General features: G+C 64.9%; 15 protein-coding genes. 7 read left to right on the top strand and 8 right to left on the bottom strand.

All coding sequences use genetic code 11. The features are described from left to right. Position 1 precedes the first annotated feature (1 nt). The 4 genes from CH293_RS08755 to CH293_RS08740 form a co-directional block, all read right to left on the bottom strand. A complete protein-coding gene (locus CH293_RS08755) occupies positions 2–1,045 on the bottom strand; it encodes an adenylate/guanylate cyclase domain-containing protein (RefSeq protein WP_094719981.1) in 1,044 nt (347 codons plus the stop codon). After that, entirely contained in the window at positions 1,038–2,468 is a 1,431-nt protein-coding gene (locus CH293_RS08750) for an HAD-IB family hydrolase (RefSeq protein ID WP_037109466.1), read from the bottom strand. Before CH293_RS08750 ends, CH293_RS08755 begins: the two co-directional genes overlap by 8 nt. After that, positions 2,468–4,792, bottom strand: a complete 2,325-nt coding sequence (locus tag CH293_RS08745) for a glycerol-3-phosphate 1-O-acyltransferase (RefSeq protein WP_037109463.1) — start codon at positions 4,790–4,792, stop codon at positions 2,468–2,470. The genes CH293_RS08750 and CH293_RS08745 overlap by 1 nt, the downstream gene beginning before the upstream one ends. A 191-nt stretch (positions 4,793–4,983) precedes the next feature. After that, positions 4,984–6,129, bottom strand: a complete 1,146-nt coding sequence (locus tag CH293_RS08740) for an SGNH/GDSL hydrolase family protein (RefSeq protein ID WP_094719980.1) — start codon at positions 6,127–6,129, stop codon at positions 4,984–4,986. A 72-nt stretch (positions 6,130–6,201) separates the two neighbouring features. Between CH293_RS08740 and CH293_RS08735 the strand changes: the two genes are divergently transcribed. From CH293_RS08735 to CH293_RS08725, 3 genes are all read left to right on the top strand, one after another. Further along, the gene (locus CH293_RS08735; protein ID WP_094719979.1) at positions 6,202–6,963 is read left to right on the top strand and encodes a DUF6319 family protein; all 762 of its coding nucleotides are present in this window, start codon (positions 6,202–6,204) and stop codon (positions 6,961–6,963) included. Positions 6,964–7,051: 88 nt separating this feature from the next. After that, on the top strand, positions 7,052–7,708 hold the full coding sequence (locus CH293_RS08730) for a S1 family peptidase (RefSeq protein ID WP_037109455.1): 657 nt from the start codon (positions 7,052–7,054) through the stop codon (positions 7,706–7,708). Positions 7,709–7,921: 213 nt separating this feature from the next. Further along, complete coding sequence (locus tag CH293_RS08725) at positions 7,922–10,000, top strand: MDR family MFS transporter (RefSeq protein ID WP_255122770.1); 2,079 nt, start codon at positions 7,922–7,924, stop codon at positions 9,998–10,000. 93 nt (positions 10,001–10,093) lie between these two features. Here the strand turns inward: CH293_RS08725 and ilvD are convergent, their stop codons facing one another. From ilvD to CH293_RS08710, 3 genes are all read right to left on the bottom strand, one after another. Then, the gene (gene ilvD / locus CH293_RS08720) at positions 10,094–11,800 is read right to left on the bottom strand and encodes a dihydroxy-acid dehydratase (RefSeq protein ID WP_037109451.1); all 1,707 of its coding nucleotides are present in this window, start codon (positions 11,798–11,800) and stop codon (positions 10,094–10,096) included. Between the two features lie 190 nt (positions 11,801–11,990). After that, a complete protein-coding gene (locus CH293_RS08715; protein ID WP_094719978.1) occupies positions 11,991–13,457 on the bottom strand; it encodes an MFS transporter in 1,467 nt (488 codons plus the stop codon). Positions 13,458–13,505: 48 nt separating this feature from the next. Further along, positions 13,506–14,123, bottom strand: a complete 618-nt coding sequence (locus tag CH293_RS08710; protein WP_037109447.1) for a hypothetical protein — start codon at positions 14,121–14,123, stop codon at positions 13,506–13,508. 182 nt (positions 14,124–14,305) lie between these two features. On the opposite strand from CH293_RS08710, the gene CH293_RS08705 reads away from it, so the two are divergent. Both CH293_RS08705 and CH293_RS08700 read left to right on the top strand, forming a co-directional pair. Continuing rightward, positions 14,306–15,349, top strand: coding sequence for an ATP-dependent DNA ligase (locus CH293_RS08705; protein WP_094719977.1), 1,044 nt, complete (start codon positions 14,306–14,308; stop codon positions 15,347–15,349). Position 15,350: 1 nt separating this feature from the next. Beyond that, the gene (locus CH293_RS08700; protein ID WP_037109442.1) at positions 15,351–16,430 is read left to right on the top strand and encodes a DNA polymerase domain-containing protein; all 1,080 of its coding nucleotides are present in this window, start codon (positions 15,351–15,353) and stop codon (positions 16,428–16,430) included. Positions 16,431–16,443: 13 nt separating this feature from the next. Here CH293_RS08700 and nhaA read toward each other — a convergent pair whose 3' ends face one another. Next, positions 16,444–18,339: a Na+/H+ antiporter NhaA gene (gene nhaA, locus CH293_RS08695; RefSeq protein ID WP_094719976.1), complete on the bottom strand. Its 1,896-nt coding sequence runs from the start codon at positions 18,337–18,339 to the stop codon at positions 16,444–16,446. Between the two features lie 286 nt (positions 18,340–18,625). Here nhaA and CH293_RS08690 point away from each other — a divergent pair, with 286 nt between their 5' ends. Both CH293_RS08690 and CH293_RS08685 read left to right on the top strand, forming a co-directional pair. Beyond that, a complete protein-coding gene (locus CH293_RS08690) occupies positions 18,626–19,669 on the top strand; it encodes a putative zinc-binding metallopeptidase (protein WP_037110033.1) in 1,044 nt (347 codons plus the stop codon). A gap of 20 nt (positions 19,670–19,689) precedes the next feature. Beyond that, complete coding sequence (locus CH293_RS08685; protein WP_369597559.1) at positions 19,690–20,652, top strand: GAF and ANTAR domain-containing protein; 963 nt, start codon at positions 19,690–19,692, stop codon at positions 20,650–20,652. Positions 20,653–20,658 lie beyond the last annotated feature (6 nt).

Below are 20,658 nucleotides of genomic sequence, written 5' to 3'. Positions count from 1 at the left end.
GTCAGTCTCTTCTGTTCCTTCGCAGCGCGTGCGGCTTGAGTTTGTGGAATCCGCGAACACGGAGGGAGCGTAGAGACTTGAGGTAGAACTCGGAATCTTCCTTCAGCAGTTCCGTCAGCGTCGTGTCGACCAGGATGGTTCCCGGGTGCGCCGAGCTGGTCAGGCGCGCAGCCATGTTGACGACCGAACCGTAGAGGTCGCCGTAACGGGCAAGCACCGGACCCCAGGCAATTCCGACACGGAGCTCGGGCATGTCCTCGTAGGTCGCGAACGCGTCCTGGAGATCGAGGGCGATGTGGGCGGCGTCCTCGGGCGTCTGTGCACTGAACATCACTTCGTCACCGACGTTCTTGATCACCGAACCACGACCGCGCGCAATGATGTTGGTGGCCACGGACTCGAACTGCTCGAGCAGTTCGGTGAGTTCGTCGATGGCGAGGCGTCGAGTCAGGCTGGTGTATCCGACCATGTCTGCGAAACCGACCGCCAGGGTACGGCTGGTGGTCTCTTCGCCCGGATCGGCGATGGCGCGGCCTGCTGTGGCAGCCAGGTGCCTGCGCCAGGTGTAGGACTGCAGGGCTTCGAGCGTCGGTACCGTCTGCGCCGCGATCTCACGCGCGTCGCGGCGGATGGCGTCGAGGTCTGCGGGGCTCGCGAGCTCGGCCGGGTCCCGGCCCTCTGCGTCACGTCCCTCGGCGACGCGGTCGTGTATGTGACTGTTCACAACGCCCACTTGCCATTCGGTGAGCCTGGACATCGTCTGACCGAGAGTGCGCGCGATGGCGACCTCCATGTCCGGGCGGATGACCTTCTGCTCGGTGAGACCGGTGATCATGCGCAGAGCATCGAGATCCGCGTCGGTGTACACGACGGCATCGGCGTCGGTGTGAACGGGGAAGCCCATCGCGATCCACAGTTGAATGACCCGCTCGAGCGGTATCCCTGATTTCTCGACGATGTCGGTGCGCGTGTACTTCGGTGTTCCCCCCAGAAGATTTCTTTCGATTTCTCTCTGTACCACCGAGCTGATCTGTTCTTCAGGCATATCCCAACGTTCTGTCGAAATAGGATCGGACGTCGTCGATGTAGTTGTCGATCTTCTCGGGAACCCAGTCCGCGGTGGAAATGGGCTCGCCGACGGTGACATCGACCGTACCGGAGTGCGCGGTGAAATCCTTCTTCCACATCACGTCGCCTGCGTTGTGGATGACGATGGGAACGATGGGTACTCCGGCCTGCATCGCGAGGTGGAAGCCGCCCTTCTTGAATCGGCCGAGCCGCGACGTCGGCATCCGGGTGCCCTCGGGCGCGATCGCGACGGAAATGCCGGAATGCAACTTCTCGATGGCCGGGGCCATGGCCTCTCTGGCCTGGGCGGGATCGCCGCGGTCGATGTAGGCGACGTCGAAGATCTTGCCGAGGAGGGCGAATCGCGGGTCGCGTTCGAGTTCCCGTTTGGCCACGGCGGTGATGTCGCGACGGAGGATCGAGGCAACGATGATCGAGTCCGCGGTGCTCTGGTGATTGAACATGAACACTGCAGGCCGAGCGGACCACGCGTTCTCGGTGCCGACGACGTTCAAGCTCACGCCGGCGAGCGTCAACGCGATGTCCGGTGCGATGGAGGAGGTGATGTTGGCACCCGTCCGTCTGCTACGGGTCAACAGGCCGAGACCGAGCCCGATTCCGGCACTGGCGAGAACGGAGCCCAGGGCAGCGGTACTGCGAACCGCCGACGCCAGGTCGGTGCCGCGCTTGGGGTTCTCGAGCCTCAACGAGGTCCAGCCGGCCTTGTCTGCGTGCCGGGTGAGCTCCTCGTCGGGGTTGAGTGCGACGGGATGGCCGACTTCCGCCAGAAACGGCACGTCCTCGCCGCCGTTGGAGTATCCGAAACAGCGACTGAGGTCGAGGCCTTCTCGGTCCGCGTAGTCCGCGACGGCCTTCGCTTTGCGCGGCCCCCACAACGACGTCCCGACGAGTTCACCGGTGAGGACGCCGTCGACGACGACCGGTGTAGTGCACAGCAACTCGTCGAACATCAGGTCCTGCTCGACGGGGATTGCCTGATACGGGGTCGCGGAGGTCGCCATCACCAGCCGGTGACCCGCGTGCCGGTGTGCTTCGACGAGCTTGCGGGCCTGCGGGTAGATCATCGGCGCGATCTCGTTGCGGAACAGGGTGTATGCCTGCTCCATCAGGTCCTCCTCGCGCCGTCCCTCGAGGCCCTTGACGGCCTTGCCCATCAGATTGTCGACGGGTGAGTTGCGCATCCGCATCTCCACGACGGCGCTCGAGATCTCCCACAGTTCGTGAACGGTGACATCGAGAGTCTTCAGGCGTTCCAGGAACACGGCTTTCGCGGAGAAGCCGTTGATCAGCGTGCCGTCGAGGTCGAAGAACGCAGCAGTGTCCGGCCCTTCGGGTGCCTCGGCGATGGCCTGCAGCTGGAGGTCGAGAGGATTGGTCATCAGGCGTCGTCCTCGCGTTCGTCGGTGCTCGCGACGGGGGCCGGAAGGGTCAACGGATCCACCTCGTCGAGCATGCGGTGGGCCATGTCGCGGACGATTCTCGCTTTCCGTGCCCATTCGTTGATCTCACGGGCGAAGTCTCGTCGGCGCTGCGCGAGGTTCTCGCCCTCCGGATCGACGAGGTTCCGATTGTCGGCCAATTGCAGTGCTGTGTCGAAGAGTTCGCCCGAGATGGCTTCGCTGTGATCGAGTTGCTGCCGAAGCCTGCGGGCCTGAGCTGCGCCGAGGCAGTGCGCGACGAACGACGCCTTGTCGAACTCGACTCCGGTGGGCTGCAGCATGAGCTGATCCGCCACCACCTGGTAGGCCTCCAGGATCGGCTGCAACACACGGTGAGCGAGGTGCAGGTCCTGGGACTCGAGTTGCCGCGAGGAGTACTCGGGATCGTCCAGATTTGCACGCCAATCCGGATCGATCAGCGCCACCTCGGCTTCCAGGCGATCACCGAAATCCTTCTTGTCGCCGAAGAAGAACTCGAACTTGAGCAGGTCGCGGAGCTCGAGCGCCGACTTCCACAACGACTCGGGCGTCGACGGTGTGTCCTGGCCCAGATCGGGCAGGACGACGAGTTCGCCGATGGCGCGCATCACGAAGTAGTGAATTGCGTTGTTGCGGAAGAACGCCGCAACCAGATGTTTGTCCTGGGCGAGATAGAACACCGGCTCGGGCCCGTCGTCGAAACGCTTGACGACGCCTGCATTCACCTGCGCGATGACGGCGGACCGAACCACGTCGACCTCGCTGATGTCGATGCCGCCCGCCGTCGGGAGACCGCGCCTCTTGATGTAGCTCGCGAGAGGCGAGATGATGGCCCACATCTCGTGCACGTTCAGGGCACGGTCTTCGATGCCGAGCAACGCCATCGTCACCAGCGCGGCGGGGGTCACCGGCGTCGTGTCGTTGATCGCGTGCGCCACTGTCAGCGCAATCTTCTGCACCGCAACGCGTTTGTCCTCGTTCTCGTTCAGTATCGACCGCACCGAGACGGGCTCCGCGAAGTTGAGGTACACGTTGCCGCGCAGTTTGCCCTGCGCTCGGATGTACCCGATGGCCATCCGAATTCCCTCGGCTTGCTTCTGCGCGCCATGGGATTCAGCGGCCATGGCGCCGACTTCGTGCAGTCGGTCGTACGTGATGGCCGTCGGAACCAGATAGACGTCCTCGGCGTCGCTGGACTCGAGTGCGTCGACCAGATAGGTCAACAACCCGAAACGCGGCGGACGGAGTTTGCCGGTGCGGCTGCGTCCGCCTTCGATGTACCACTCGAGATTGAAGCGCTTGCTCAGCAGGAAACTCATGTACTGACGCAGCGTCCACTTGTAGATCTCGTCGGAGAACTTGCGCTGGATCAACACGACGCCACTACGTTTCGCGATGGGGCCGATGGGCCAGAAACCGACGTTGATGCCACCCATCACGTGGTTGAGTGGCAGTCCTTCGGCGAGCAGTGCAGGCCGTAGGACCAGAGGATCGAGGTACGAGCGGTGGTTGGGGAGGAACACCAGAGGGTGCTTCTTGTTGAGTTCGCGCACCTTCTGCAGTTGAGCTCGGTCCACGTCGACCTTGTACGCACGAGAGAAGTAGGCGCCCAGGGTGCCCCACATCTCGACCGCCCGCCTGGTCTCGGTGGCCACCATCTCACCGAGGATGGTGTGTACCCGTCGCTCCACCTCGGGTACGTCCTCGCCGACCTGCTGCGCGAGCTCGGCGATGCCGTCGTGGAACTTCTTCTGTTCGGTCATGTCCTCGACGACGAAGCGCGGAATCTTGTACTCCGAACCGATCACGTCTCGCTCGGCCCGGTCGAGGGCAAGAGTGGCCTGGCGGGCGATGAACGAGGACAACGACCTCCCGCCCGACTTCTCGAACTTCGCCGACAGATCGCCCAGCGTCGCGGGTTCGCCGACCAGGACGGCGGACCGGTCCGGGTCGTCGCCCTGGACCCATCGTTGCCATGTCTTCGTCGGCAGCGAATTGCCGCGCGGTGCGAGTGCCCGACGGAGGAATCCGGGACGCTTCTTGGCCGACAGCGTCACGCGAAGCGGAATCAACAGGGGGTCGTCGCCGATTCCGCGTACCAGCTCGGCCACCTGCCCCGACGAGTCGCCCGACAGCGCGATCGACGGGGGACGTGTCTCACCGTCGGGTGTCGTCGCGTCGATCCACGAGTTGAGTGCCTGGATCTCGAGAGCTCCCGCTGCGTCGAGCAAATAGACCTGCCGGCCCTCGGTTGTTCTCTGATCACTCGCTTCGACGTGGTACATCGAGTCCTCCCGTTTCCCGTACCGCGCGCAGGTACTCGGCCAGGCTACGGGGGCGAAGCGGCCCATATGCGGGTTTGGGGTCGGCTATCTCACAATGCGCTCACGATGCCTCCCGGGCGGCCGCGAAGTAGAGTGGAAAGCGTCGTCGAGCGGGTCTCCGGCACAAGCCCAAAGTTATCTGTTACTTCCAGTTACACATACTTGCGTGCGACGGCTGGGACCGAAGCGACGAACCTCTCGGCAATCCGCCGGTGAGCACGTGCGTCCGGGTGCAAGCCGTCGGGCAGTGGGAACTCGTCGAAGTCACTCGGACCGTACAGATCCAGACCGTCGACGAGGTACAGGTTCGGATCCTCGCGCTGGCCACACACGCGCCGCAGTTCGTCTCGGACCACGGTGAGCGTCAGCTTTCCAGGCCCCGGATCACCCGTCGCGACGAACCGCACAGTGCCCTCGGCCAAGGCCTGGGGGTCGAATGCGCCTGGCCCAGGAGTGTTCTCGTGGATCGGGCAGTAGAACGGTGACACCACCACGATCGGTGTGCTCGGGTGCCCGTCGCGAATCGTGTCCAGAAACCCGTGGACCGCAGGCGTGAACGCCCGCGTCCGCATGACGTCACCGTTGACGAGGTTGATGCCGACCTCGAGGCTGATCACCTCGGCAGGCTCGTCGCGCATGACTCGGGCGACGAACGGATCCAGCATCGCGCTGCCGGAGAACGCGAGGTTCGTCACGGAAAAACCCATCGCCGACGAGCTCAGACCCACCCAGGTCGTGCTGGGGCTCGTCGCGTTCGATCCCTGGCTGATGGAACTGCCGTAGTGAACCCACCTCGGCCTCGGTGGCCATCCGGAGGTGGACGCGGGAAGGATCGACGAGTCACTACGAAGGGCAATCAGCTCGACGTGCTGATTGTGCGGCAGCCATATCTCCACGTCCTTGGTGCCGGGAGCCATCTCGAATCGCACCGGAACGACCGGGCCGTCCGTTCGATCGACACTGCCGGTCGCCATGTCGACGGACAGGACGTTGCCACCGGTCGACGTCACGCTGTGCACGAGCTCCCCGCCGATCGTCACGTCGAACATCCCCGGCGGACGGGGCGGGAGTCCGACGAACTCCTGCCGCGTCGGAAGGGCGTCGAGTTCGACGACTGTTGCATCGGTGCGAAAAGCGAGCCGAACCCCCGCCGGCTGCACCTCGGCCCCGGCGATCCGGTCGTCGGGAAACCGGCTGCGAGTCCACGCGGGCAGCCGGTGCGGAATCAGGCCGCGTTCGGTGACCTCGGTATCGAGTGCACCGAGAAGAAGGTCGGGGGTGATGGGTGTCGATCGCATGCATGGATTCTGCGTTCCGGGCGGCAAGTGTGGGACAGTATTCGCAAACACTTTCGAGAGAGGTATGCACCGATGCCACCGCGTAGACGTTCGACGCCCACCGGTTCCCTGACGCCGGAGAATCTCGACACGCTGGCCACGGCCCTCGCCGAGGGCCGGCGCGCGACGGTGTACCTCATCGAGCCGACCCCGAGCCTGGGCCTGCCCGAGGGGACGTCGGCGAGGGTCGTTGCCATCGACGGAAACACCGTCACCATCAGTCCCAAGGGTGTCAACGACGAACTCCCCTTCGAAGCGGAGGAACTTCGGATCACCCGGAACCCTCCGGGCGGTGCACCCAAGCAGGCACCGAAACCGGCGTCGACGCCGGGGCCCGAGGTGGCCGAATGGACCGAGCCCGCCCCCGCGCCCAAGCCTGCGCCCAAGCCTGCGGCCAGTAAATCCGCAGCTCCGAAGGCAGAGGTGACGACACCCGCCGCGCCCAACACGGTCACGCCCAAGACGGTCACGCCCAAGCCTGCGGCAGCGAAGCCTGCGCCGGCGAGGAAGGGAAAGAAGGGGCCGGACAGCGTCAGCGTCACCATCCACGCCGGGCCGGACAACGACTGGTCCGTCACTGTCACCCACGGTGCCCGTAGGCCAGGAAAAGCGCAGTCGGTGTCCCCCGAGTCCGTCTCCCGCGCGGTACGCGAACTGGGCGACGATTCGGCGCGCGACGCCGTCGAGGCCGTCATCTCCTATGCACGAGAAGAAGCGGCCTCGCGCGTCGAGGAGCTCAGCCGCCAACTCGAGGAAGCCCGGTCGATGCTGGCCGCTCTGGAATCGGACCTTTAGTACCCATGTGTACGTATTGACGTCAGGCACTCGTCCATCGGTGCTTCTTATTGCTAGGGTTCTGCGGACACCGCTGGAGAGGGAATACATGTTGAAGAAGTTCATGCTCGTCGCCGTGGCTGCGGCCGCTGTTGCTGCGAGCTTCGGCGTCGGAACTGCGTCAGCTGCGGCCCCGGCGGTGCTGGGGGGCGGATCCGGAATCATCGTCGACAATGCTGCCGAGTGCACCCTGACGACCATCGGCAACGACCGCGAAGGCCGCCTCGTCGGTATCACCGCCGGTCACTGCGGTGGAGCAGGCGCCACGATCGTGCCGGAGTACGACCCGTCGGCAGGCGTCGTCGGACGCATCGCGTTCTCCAACCCCGAGTACGACTACGCGGTGATCGAGTTCGATCGCGCGAAGGTCGTCCCGGTCAACCGCGTGGGCAACGTGACCATCACGCAGGTCGGTCCGCCCGCCTCGTTCCCCAACATCGTCTGCAAGGAAGGCCGCACCACCGGTAACACGTGCGGTGTCGCCTACGGTGACGTCCTGCAGTCGCAGGAGACTTGGTCGCAGCTGTGCGTCGTCGAAGGCGACTCCGGTAGCCCGGTCGTCGTCGGCACCACGCTCGTCGGCATGGTGAACGCGTACCTCGGTGTTGCGTGCTTCGGACCGCAGGTCGGTACCAACATCGACGCGATTCTGCGCCACATCGATGCAGGCAACGCCGTCGGAGCAGGTTTCGCCCCCATCCCCTGATCGGACTCTTCGAGTCTGCGATCGGGTCATCAGCGTTACAGATCGTGCCACCGTGTCAGTTCGATTGACACGGTGGCACTTTCGTTCGTTGGGATCTTTCCCGGTCACTTGTGTAACGGCCGCCACAAAGAATTGCGTACTGTAACGCATCCTTCCTAAGCTGCACAGCACTGCGCGCGGTGTGTCGTGCGTGGTGCCTAGGGGGGAACACACATGACATTGCTTGCGATGACTCCTGTTCAGGAGATGGAAAAGCCGTACGCGAAACGTTGGGCAGCGCTGGGGGTGCTGTGCCTGAGTCTGCTCGTCGTCGTCATGGCGAACACGTCGCTGTTGGTGGCGGCGCCTGCAATGACGCTGGATCTGAACCTGTCGAGCAGCGACCTTCAGTGGGTCATCGACGGATACACCGTGCCGTACGCCGCCTTGATGCTGCTGTTCGGCGTCATCGGCGATCGGTATTCTCGCAGAGGCGCACTCATCATCGGCCTGCTGATCTTCACAGCGGGTTCTCTCGCAGGCGCGCTGACCGGCGCAACGACAGGCGTGATCCTCGCTCGCATCGTCATGGGCGTCGCCGCCGCCATCGTCATGCCCGCCACCCTGTCGCTGCTGGTTGCGACGTTCCCCAAACGCGAACGGGCCACGGCCGTCACCATCTGGGCAGCCACGTCGGGCCTCGCCATCGCGATGGGTCCGCTGCTCGCCGGCTGGCTGCTCGAAAGCTATTGGTGGGGTTCGAGTTTCCTGATCAACATTCCGTTCACGATCATCGGGATCGTAGGCGCCGTCGCTTTGGTGCCGCCGTCGCGTGCAGTGAACCCGGGCCGGATCGACTGGCTCGGAGGGGTGCTCTCCGTGCTCGCAGTGTCCACGGTGGTCTACGCGATCATCGAGGGCATGCACTTCGGTTGGAGCGTCGGACCCACGTACTTCTCGGTTGTGGGTGCGCTCAGCACCGCGGCATTCGTCGCCTGGGAGCTTCGCCACCCGAGCCCGCTTCTCGACGTCCGCGCGTTCTCCTCCCGCATTCTCAGCGGTGCAGTACTGGCCGTTCTGCTGTTCTTTCTCGTCACCTTCGGCGCGATCTACTATGTGGCCCAATACCTTCAGTTCGTACTGGACATGGGCCCGGTCTCGACCGGGGTACACCTGCTTCCCTTGGCGGTCGCCGTGTTCGTCGGCTCGGGCATCACGCAATGGCTGACGCCGCGAGTGGGCATGAAGTACACCGTCACGGCCGGCATGGTCGTCGGCACACTGGCCGTGGTCTCGATGCTCGGAATCGACACCACGGCAACCTATGTCGACTTCGTTCCGGTCCTCGCGCTGTTGGGAATCGGCATCGGGCTCAGCGTGTCGCCGTGCACCGACGCCATCATGGCTGAATTCCCCGAGAGCAAGCTCGGCGTCGCTGGCGGACTCAACGACACTGCACTGGAACTGGGCGGATCTCTCGGAATCGCCGTTCTCGGTTCGGTCCTCGCAACGACGTATCGCGGCGGCATCGTCGACTACCTCGCGGATTTCCCCGGCAAAGGGCCCGACGGCCAGCCGACCGCGCAAGCCGCACAAGCGATCGAAGCGTCCGGAGACTCGGTCGCCGGGGCCGTGATCGTCGCAGACATCATGCGCGAGAACACTTTTCTCACCGGATACGCCGACAATCTGGTGATCACCGCGGTGAGCTCGTTCGCGAACGCCGTCGTGCACACGTCCCTGATCGCGGCCGTGGTCTTCGCCATCGGGACCGTCGTGGTCGGCGTGTTGCTGCCCGGCCGCACCCCGCGCGTGGTGCCTGCCGTCCGCACGGCATTCGATCCCGACGCAGCCAAGGAAGTTGCCGAGCTGGAGCATCTCCTCGAGCAACCGTCGGCCCCGGATGCCGTGGTGAAGAAACCTCCGAAAAAGGTTGCGTCCGAAAGATCGACGCAGAATCCGGTGGCAACCGCAGTCGTCGACGACGAACTCACCCGACCCAGCATCTACCAGCTCGCCGCCAAGGTCTACGAGGTCCAGGCCGCCACCGAGGAGGAAGTTGCTCTGGCAGCGTCGGACCACCTCACCATCCACCACCTCGCCCTGGCCGACATCGCCCGCAAGCGCCGCGAAACCGCAGAGGAAGAACTGGACGCAGCACTGGACCTGGCAGAACTTCCGGTCATGAAACGGGCGCCCAAGCCCGTCGTCCGCGCAGATCAGCTCAACATCTACCAGTACGGGGATTCCGTCCGCCGCAGATGCACCGAGCTGCAAGAGCGTTCCAGCTCCGTCTGGTCCATGCCGCTCTGACGCACGGCTCGGGTCCGCACCCACCCATCGCTTGAAAGGGCCTCACACGTTGTCTGTTCGTATGAATGGACCATTCAAGCGATGGGGGACACGCTAGATCAGTACTGCACCATCGGATGCGGAGCCGACGAGCTTGGCGTACTTGGCCAGGACGCCGCGGGTGTAGCGGGGAGGTAGAGGTGCCCAACCTTCCCTACGGGATTCGAGTTCGGCGTCGTCGACGAGGAGGTCGAGGGTTCCCTTTCCGACGTCGAGGCGAATCTGGTCACCGTCGCGAACGAAGGCGATGGGTCCGGCGTCCACGGCTTCCGGCGCGACGTGTCCGACGCACAGTCCCGTTGTACCGCCGGAGAATCGGCCGTCGGTCAGGAGCAGGACATCCTTGCCGAGTCCCGCGCCCTTGATCGCGCCGGTGATCGCGAGCATTTCTCGCATTCCCGGTCCGCCCTTGGGTCCTTCGTATCGAATGACGACGACATCGCCCGCAGAGATCGTGCCGTCCTCCAACGCGTCCATCGCGGCGCGTTCACGCTCGAAAACTCGAGCAGTGCCGACGAACACGTCGGAGTCGAAACCGGCCGACTTGACGACGGCGCCACCCGGGGCCAGTGACCCTTCGAGGATGGTGATGCCGCCGGTCGGGTGGATCGGCTCTTCCAGTGCACGCAGCACCTTGCCGTCGGGATCCGGCGGCGCAATGTGAGCGAGGTTCTCGGCCACCGTCTTTCCGGTGACCGTCAGGCAATCGCCGTGCATGAGTCCGGCGTCGAGCAACGCCTTCATGACGACGGGAACTCCGCCGATGGCGTCGACGTCGGTCATGACGTGCTTGCCGAACGGTTTGACGTCCGCGAGGTGCGGCACCTTGGAGCCGATGCGTCGGAAGTCGTCGAGCGTCAGTTCCACTTCGGCTTCGTGGGCGATGGCGAGAAGATGGAGCACGGCGTTGGTCGATCCGCCGAAGGCCATGACGACGGCGATCGCGTTCTCGAATGCCTTCTTCGTCATGATGTCTCGCGCGGTGATACCGCGTCGGAGAAGTTCGACGACGGCTTCGCCGCTGGCGCGAGCGTACCCGTCGCGTCGACGATCGGGTGCAGGCGGAGAAGCACTGCCAGGCAAGGACATTCCCAAAGCCTCAGCGGCACTGGCCATGGTGTTGGCGGTGTACATTCCGCCGCAGGCGCCTTCGCCCGGACAGATTGCGCGTTCGATGGTGTCGACATCCTCGCGGGACATCAGGCCACGAGAGCACGCACCGACAGCCTCGAACGCGTCGATGATGGTCACCTGGTGCTCACTACCGTCGGACAGCGTCGCGAAACCGGGAAGCGTAGAACCGGCGTACAGGAACACACTCGCGAGATTCAATCGCGCTGCGGCCATCAACATTCCGGGCAGCGACTTGTCACACCCGGCCAGAAGCACCGAGCCGTCGAGGCGCTCCGCGCTGACCACCGTCTCCACGCTGTCGGCAATGACCTCACGCGAGACCAACGAGAAATGCATTCCCTCGTGGCCCATCGAGATACCGTCGGAGACGGAGATGGTGCCGAACTCGAGCGGATACCCGCCCGCGGTGTGGACCCCCTCCTTGACCGCCTTCGCGAGGCGCTCCAAGGACAAGTTGCACGGAGTGATCTCGTTCCACGACGACGCGACGCCGATCTGGGACTTCCCCCAGTCCTCGTCACCCATCCCCACAGCACGCAACATTCCTCGCGCAGCGGTCTTCTCCAAACCATCGGTCACGTCGCGACTCCGCGGTTTGACGTCCGGCGAATCGTTCTCGGTCGACATAGCTCTCCTGACCTGATCTCGGATATGGGCTGTATCCGTAACGGTCAGCCTAATCCGGGTCCTTCCGCAGGCTCCACTCCTGCCTCCAACGGGTCGTTCCGCAGGCTCCACTCCTGCCCTGACCCGGGTCGTTCCGCAGGCTCCACTCCTGCCTCCACCGGGTCGTTCCGCAGGCTCCACTCCTGCCCTCCTAAATCTGCTCCCCCGGGCTCAGCGCCGGGGACGACGGGTCGCAGGTGTAGGTGGGGTCCTTGCGAGAAGGACCCCTGACCATGACTGCGGCGATGAGGGAACCTACGACGAGCAGGCCGGCGCAGACGATCATGGCCGTGTGGAAGCCGTCGGAGAAGGTCTGGGGCCGGTCGTAGTCGGCGCCTGCGATTCCCACGAGGCCAGGTAGGGCGGCCACGGCCAGGAGCTGGCTGGTTCTGGCGACGGCGTTGTTGACGCCGGATGCGATTCCCGCGCGGTCGGTGGACACGGCTCCGAGGACGGCGCCGGTGAGCGGCGCGACCAGGATCGACAAGCCGAGCCCGAACACGACGACGGCTGGCAACACGTCGACGAGGTACGTCGACCGGCTCGTGCGCACAGGCTCCACTCCCGCCCCGCCCGGCGAGATACGGAGCATCAGCAGCAGTCCGGCGGCGGCGACCAGCGGCCCGATAGTCATCGGCACACGGGGCCCGATGCGCTGCGCCACCCGTCCGGCCCGCGCGGAGAGTGCGAGCATCAGAGCGGTGATCGGCAGAGTCGCCACACCTGCGGCGATCGGCGAGTAGTCGAGCGCCAACTGGAGTTGCAGAATCAGCAGGAAGAACACCCCGCCGAGCGCGGCGTACACCGCGAATGTCACCAAGTTCGCAGCCAGGAAGACGCGCGACGCGAACAGCGACGGAGGAACGAGCGGATTCGACGTACGCAGCTCGACGACGACGAACGCTCCGACCGCGAGCACGCCCGCCGCCACCACCCACCACGACGCGTCGATGAAGCCGTAGGTGAGCAGGCCGAGCGCGAGAGCGACGACGCCTGCACCCGGCAGATCGAGCGTCCCTTCCGCATGAGGGTCGCGGCTCTCGGGAACATGCTTGACGGCCACCAGGACCACGGCGACGGCAAGCGGAATGTTCAGTAGGAAGACCGATCGCCACCCGGCCACGTCGACCAACCATCCGCCGAGCAGAGGCCCGACGGCGGACGCGACGCCGCCCAGGCCGGACCACAAGCCGATGGCAGCGCCTCGATCGTCGGGATGAATGGACGCGGAGATCAATGCGAGGCTTCCCGGCGTCAGCAACGCCGCGCCGACGCCCTGCAGCAATCGCGCGGCGACGAGTACCTCGATGTTCGGCGCCAGACCGCACAGGACCGAGGCGACAGCGAACCAGACCGTGCCCCAGACGAAGACCTTCCGCCTGCCGAGGCGGTCACCGAGCGCGCCGCCGAGCAGGATGAACGACGCCAACGTCAGGGTGTAAGCGCTCACCGTCCATTGCAGTCCCGAGACGCCGGATCCGAGATCCCGGCCGATGTCCGGCAGCGCCACGTTCACGACGGTCGCGTCGAGCATCGCCAGCGAGGACCCCAGAACCGTCGCGGCGACGATCCAGCGTCCCCGCGGAGTCTTCAATCGGACCGACTCGGCCCCCGTCATGGAAGCACCGTCATGAAAGCACCGTCATGACGGAAGTCTTACACCGATCTACAGATCTTCCACGCAGACGACGAAGTTGCGTTCCGGGTAGCGGAAACCGCTCGTCGCCTGGAGATCGCAGGAGTCGACGTCGGTGGTTCCGCTGAGGATCTCCACGACGCGGACGGAATCGAACCCGGGCGAGCCACAGTCGATGCGTTCGGGATCGTCGTCCATCGGAATGTCCATGCAGCCGCCGATGACCCAGTCGATGTCCAGGCACAGTGCGCCCTGCTCGATGTCCGCGTACGTCTCGTAGTAGTACTGGTCGGCGTCGGAGATGCACTCGGCGTTGGTGGGGGCCTTGCCGATCACCTTGTAGTTCGAATCGACGCTGCCGCATGCGGCGTTGTCGATGGTGGCGTCGTCGACGGTGCCACCGAGGTCGACGCATTCACCGATCTCGACATCGATGTCGACGTCACCGCCGGTGTCCTCGCCCTGCTGCGCCGGCGCTCCGCCCGTGGTGGGCGCAGACGAGCTGGTCTGGGTGGTCGACGTCACCAATTCGTCGGCGGCCGGGATCGCCCGCGGAGTGACGGTGCTGCTACAGCCTGCGAGCACGACAGCGCTACATGCCAGCACAGCAATCGCTGCGCCGCGAAACTTCTGACTGAGGGGGAGCATTGACCGTTCCTTGTTCTATGAAGGTGAGGATCCGAGCACAAAAGATCGGATCAAAAATATCCCGTCCGTCCGGATTTCGTGAGACCAGGTGTGACTCGAGTGAACGCTGAGGCGAACATTCGTGGTCACCTGCGGCGGAAGAAGGTACTCCTCCGCGGTTCCACTAGGGCAGTATTGCTCTCGTGGACCTCCCGATCGCGTGGCCGCTGCAACCGATGCTGGCCAAAGCCGCCAAGACCGTCCCCGCACAGCCGGAGGGCGGAGAGCCCGCATGGTCGTACGAGCCCAAGTGGGACGGATTTCGTGCCATCGTCTTCCGCGACGGCGACGAGGTGATCCTCGGCTCGCGCGGCGGCAAGGACCTCGCCCGCTACTTCCCCGAGCTGGTCTCGGCCGTCCTGGCGGAACTGCCGGACAAGATCGTCGTCGACGGTGAGATCGTCGTGCCGCGGGAGCGGGACGGGCGTACGAGGCTGGACTGGGACGCGCTGTCCGAGCGCATCCACCCGGCCGATTCGCGAGTGCGCATGCTCGCGGAGAAGACACCGTCGATGTTCGTCGCGTTCGATCTTCTGGCGATCGGTTCGACCGACCTGACGGAAGAGCCGTTCTCCCTCCGTCGGGAGAAGTTGCTCGAGGCGATGGCGGGTGGAGATCGCTGCCAGGTCACCAGCACGACCGACGATGCGGCGACCGCACAGGATTGGTTCGAGCGTTTCGAAGGCGCTGGGCTCGATGGAGTCGTTGCCAAGAAACTCGATGGGCTGTACCTACCGAACAAGCGCGAGATGATCAAGATCAAACACGCCAGAACGGCCGACTGTGCGTTGATCGGATACCGAGTGCACAAATCCGGCAACGGAATCGGGTCGTTGCTGCTCGGCCTCTACGACAACGGCGAGCTGCGAATGATCGGCGGCGCATCGGCGTTCACCGACAAGCGGCGCGTCGAAATCCTCGAAGAACTGCAGCCGCTGCGCACCGGGGAAGAACCGAAATCCGCCGAAGCCAACCGGTGGACGTCGAACAAGGACCGCAGCTGGGTGCCGCTGCGCATCGAGCGGGTCATCGAGGTCGCCTACGACCAGATGGAAGGCGAGCGGCTGCGGCACGCCGCACGCTTCCTACGGTGGCGACCGGACCGGGATCCGAAGTCCTGCACGTACGAACAGCTGGACGTGCCCGTCAGCTACGACGTGGCCGACGTGATCGCCGGGGGCAAATAATATGGCAGCGAAGACGCCGCCCGCATTCGTGCAGGTAGGTGACCGAGAAGTGCGAGTATCGAGCCCGGACCGCGTGATCTACGAGGCAACGGACGTCACGCCCGAGATCACCAAACTGCAGGTGTGCGAATACTTCGCCGCCGTCGGTGAACCACTTCTGAGAGCGATCGGCGAGCGACCGACCGCGATGGAACGGTGGCCCGACGGTTTCCGTGACGGGATGCGTCTCGCCCTCGGCCCGCAGGACAAGGAGGGCGACGGTTTCTATCAGAAGCGGCTCCCCAAGGGCGCTCCCGAGTGGATCGAGACCGTGAAGATCGCCTTCCCCAGCCGCCGGACCGCCGAGGAACTGTGCCCCGGTGAACCGGCGTCCGCAGTGTGGGCCGCGCAGATGGGCACGTTGACGTTTCATCCCTGGCCGGTGCGACGCCCGGACGTCGACCACCCCGACGAGTTGCGGCTCGATCTCGACCCGCAACCCGGGACGACGTTCGCCGACGCGCAGCGCGTGGCCGAGGTGACCCGTGAACTGCTGGAGGAGTTGGGGCTGAAGGGATACCCCAAGACCAGCGGCAACCGCGGTATCCACATCTACGTCAGGATCACGCCGTCGTACACGTTCGAGCAGGTGCGGCACGCCGCCATCGGGCTGGGGCGTGAGCTGGAGCGCCGCGACGACGGGGTGACGACCAACTGGTGGAAGGAAGAGCGCGGGGAACGGATCTTCCTGGACTTCAACCAGAACAACCGGGATCGGACCATCGCGAGCGCGTGGAGCCTACGGGCGAAGACCGGTGCGCCCGTGAGCACGCCGATGACGTGGGCGCACCTGGCCGAGATCTCCGACCCGCGCGAGTACAACCTGGTGACGATCCCCGACTACCTGTCCGACGGCGATCCGTGGGCGGACATGGACGAGCAGGCCTACTCGCTGGACCCGCTGCTGGAACTCTGGGAGACCCTGCCGGGCGGCGAACTCAACTTCCCGCCCGACTACCCCAAGATGCCCGGCGAACCTCCTCGCGTTCAACCGTCGAAGAAGGTCGCCGAGCACTGGGACGACGACGGCAACCGTCTGTGAGTGCGGAGCCGCGTCAGGTCGAGGATGGTCGCAGCTGTGTCAGTTCCCGGATGAGCGAGGCGGCATCGTAGGGCCCGGTGTGCCGGATCAGGTCGGTGTCCCCGCGGCCGAGATAGAACGTCGGGGTGCCCTCGACGTCGCTCGACACGGCGTCGAGCTCGTCGTCCTCCACTCGAACCACGTAATCGCCGGTACGTAGATCCTCGGAGAACCGGTCCATGTTCAGACCGAGATCCTCGGCATAGTCGTCGATGTCGTCGGGAGTGAGTGCGTCGCTGTTCGCGAACAGGACGTCCGCCATCTCCCAGAACTTCCCCTGCGCCGACGCCGCTTCGCTGGCATGGGCTGCGTACCGCGCGTGCGGGTGGTAGTCGTCGAGGGGCAAGTGCCGGAAGATGTATCGGACGTCGTCACCGAAGTGGGCTCGGACATCCTTGATGCTTCCGGTTGCCTTGCTGCAGAACGGGCATTCGAAATCGCCGTACTCGACGATGGTCAAGGGTGCATCGACGGGACCGCGGATGTGATCGCGCTTGGCGTCCACCGGGCGCAGGATTCGGTGCGACACCTCCTGCTTGGGCGGATGGATGCGCGCGTCGATACGGAACAGCAGCCAGCCGAGCAGCGCCGCCACGACGGACGCGGCCAGTACCCCGACGCGCGCCTGGTCGGCCAGGAACTCGTCGTCGAGGGCGAGGTCGACGATGAACAGCGAGATCGTGAATCCGATTCCGGACAGTGCTGCACCGCCCGCGATGTGTGAGATCGTCAGACCGGGCGCCAGGGCCGTCGGTTTCATCCTGGCGAAAATTGCTGCTGCACTGGTGATTCCGATGAGCTTGCCGGCGACGAGGCCGACGACGATGCCCCACGTCAACGGTGACGTGGCGGCGGCACGCAGGGTGTCGCCGCTGAGAACGACGCCCGCGTTGGCGAGGGCGAAGATCGGCACGATCAGGAACGCGGTGTAGGGCTGATACAGCCGCATCAGACGTTCGTTGACAGAAACAGCCTGGTCGAGGCCTAGCCTCGCCGCGCGGGCGTACTCGGGATTGGGCGACTGGCGGAACGCTCGGGTGAGGTCGGCTGCGCGTTCCACCTCGCTGCGCCTCGGCGGGTACACCGGCAGGATGAGTGCGATCATGACTCCGGCGAGCGTGGCGTGCACGCCCGACTCGTAGAAGGCGACCCACGTGGCCAACGAGACGACGAGATAGCCGATTCCGCGCCACACCTGCATGCGTCGGAGCACTGCGATAGCGGCCAGACCGACGAACGCCAGGATCAGCGGAACGATCTCGACCTTGTCGGTGTAGAAGAACGCGATGATGGCCAGCGCGCCGACGTCGTCGGCGACGGCGAGTGTTAACAGGAAGATGCGCAGGCGCGCGGCCTTCTTCGGCCCGATGACCGCGAGTGCGCCGAGGACGAACGCGGTGTCGGTGGAGATGACGACGCCCCAGGCTCCCGCGGCCTCACCGGACGGATTCAGGACCAGGAACAGGACCGCGGGGACGGCAAGTCCTGCGAGCGCGGCCACGATGGGGATGCTCGCGCGAGAGCGGTCGGTGAGCTCGCCCATCGCGAACTCTCTCTTGACTTCGAGACCGACGACGAAGAAGAACAACGCCATCAAGCCGTCGTTGACCCAGTGCGCGAGATCGAGCGAGATACCGTGGCCACCCACGGTGATCGAGAGTTCGGTGTGCCAGAAGCTCTGATAGGAGTCACCGAAGGGCGAGTTCGCCCACAACAGTGCGAGTAGGGTCGCTCCGAGTAGGACCCCTGCGGCAACGGTCTCGCTACCGCCCGCTCCGCGGGAGGCGATTCCTTTTCCGGGGCCGAGGGTGTCGGTGATGCGCTGGGCCAGTCGCCGTACGGGCGAGACCGTCGGTGTCATGTCGGCCATCAGGTGCGAGGTCCGGGGAAGGGAAGCGTGCTCATCGGTTGAAGAAATCCCCTCGATCGGTGGTCCAGCCGGTGGACCTGACTCTGCGCAGCGTGTTCGGTCGCTGCGCACACCACGCAACGCGCCGACGGGAAGAAAGCTTCCACCGTTCCGGTACCCCGTGACCGTATCGTGATTATTCTGTTATCTCCGACGTACCGAAACCGACGGGATACCGTCATATTCGCAGTCGAGCATTGGTGGGCCTGAAGTCGACCAAGGCACCTGAGCAATGAAAGTCGGGATCATGCGTGCTTTGATCTGCCGCAAGTGCGGTCAGAAACTCTCGTTCGAGAACTCACTGTGCCTCAACTGCCACAGTGCGTTGGGGTTCCACCTTCCCACCCGCGCCCTGTTGCCGCTCCCGGACACGGACGGTGACGGTGCCGCCGAGATCGACATCACCACACCCGGCAGCGATGTCGACGTCACCTGGAAGGTGTGCGCCAACCTCGGCACAGCCAGGTGCAACTGGCTCGTCGACACCTCGACCGGCGAGGAACTGTGCTTCTCCTGCCGACTCACCCGAACACGCCCCGCGGACGACGACGTCGATGCGATGGTCGCCTACGCGGACGCGGAGACGAACAAGCGCCGGGTCATTCTCGAGCTCACCGAGCTGGGTCTCCCGATCGACGGGCGTGACAAAGACCCGGAGACCGGTCTCGCGTTCGATCTGCTGTCGAGCGCCAACACGCAGGTGATGACCGGCCACGCCAACGGACTGGTGACGCTCGACCTGGCCGAGGGGGACGACGTCCACCGCGAACAGCTCCGAGTGTCGATGTCCGAGCCGTACCGCACCCTCGTCGGACACTTCCGCCACGAGATCGGCCACTACTTCCAGATGGTCCTCGTCGGAACGGGTGAACACCGGCCGCGGTTCGAGGAACTGTTCGGAGATCCGGACACCGACTACCAGGCGGCACTGGACCGGCACTACAACGAGGGTGCGCCGGAGAACTGGGAGGACGACTACGTGTCGTCCTACGCGACGATGCACCCGGCCGAGGACTGGGCCGAGACATTCGCCCACTACCTGCACATTCGTGACACCCTCGATACAGCCGCAGCCTTCGGCATGGCCCCGGCCGGGTCGACGCTGGACAGCCCACTGCCGGGCGACGTCGGCTTCGATCAGATCGTGGAGTGGTGGCTACCGCTGTCCTGGGCGCTCAACCAGATCAACCGCTCGATGGGCCACCAGGATCTGTACCCGTTCGTGCTGCCGCCCACAGTGCTGGACAAAATGCGATTCGTGCACCAGCTCATCGCACCCAGCGAACTCTGAGTCGTAAAATCTCGGCGGAGGTGGTTCTCATCAGTGAGCAGGTTCTCGGCGCGGACGTCCCGAAGACGACCGGGGCCGACTTCGATCTGAGTCAGCGTCTGGCGGCGGTGGCCAGGGAATTTCGCCGTGAGCACGGAGACCCGGACCGGACACTGGCCGCCATCACCGAGTCGGCCGTCATGAACGTACCGGCCGCCGAAGCGGCGAGCATCACGACGGTGCTGCGCGGCAAATTCGTACACAGCGCCGCACTGACCGGTGACCTCGCCGGTCAGTGCGACGCGATTCAGCAGAAGATCGGCGAAGGCCCGTGCCTGGAGTCGGCCGTCGAACAGCGAACCATCCGCATCGACGACATGGACTCCGATCGACGCTGGCCACGGTTCGCCGCAGCCGCGTCGGCGCTGGGGGTGCGCAGCATGATCTGCTTTCAGTTGTACGTCGAGGGCCACAACTTCGGTGCTCTCAACCTGCACTCGACCCGTCACGATGCGTTCGGTGAGGACGCCGAGTCGATCGGATCGCTCTTCGCCGCGCACGCGGCCATCGCGTTCTCGAGCGCCAAGGAGGAGCAGCAGATTCGCGCAGCGCTGACCTCCCGCGACATCATCGGCCAGGCCAAGGGCATGCTGATGGAACGCTACAAGCTGAGTGCGCAGGAAGCGTTCGCGTTGCTCTCCAAGCTTTCCCAGGAAACCAACACGCGTCTGGCCGAACTGGCGGGCCGGGTTGTCGCCGACGCCGAGAGTTACGCAGGAGTGGAGCCTGCAGGAACGACCAGGGCAGGAGTGGAGCCTGCAGGAACGACCCGGACAGGAGTGGAGCCTGCAGGAACGACCCGGACAGGAGTGGAGCCTGCAGGAACGACCAGGGCAGGAGTGGAGCCTGCAGGAACGACCAGGGCAGGAGTGGAGCCTGCAGGAACGACCAGGGCAGGAGCGGAGCCTGCAGGAATGACCCGGAAACGACAGGCCGAACGCTGACTCGTA

This window comes from Rhodococcus sp. 14-2470-1b (assembly GCF_002259415.1).
Lineage (GTDB): Bacteria > Actinomycetota > Actinomycetes > Mycobacteriales > Mycobacteriaceae > Rhodococcoides.
Note: the sequence above shows the minus strand (reverse complement) of the source record. Positions and strands in the feature narration are given on the sequence as shown.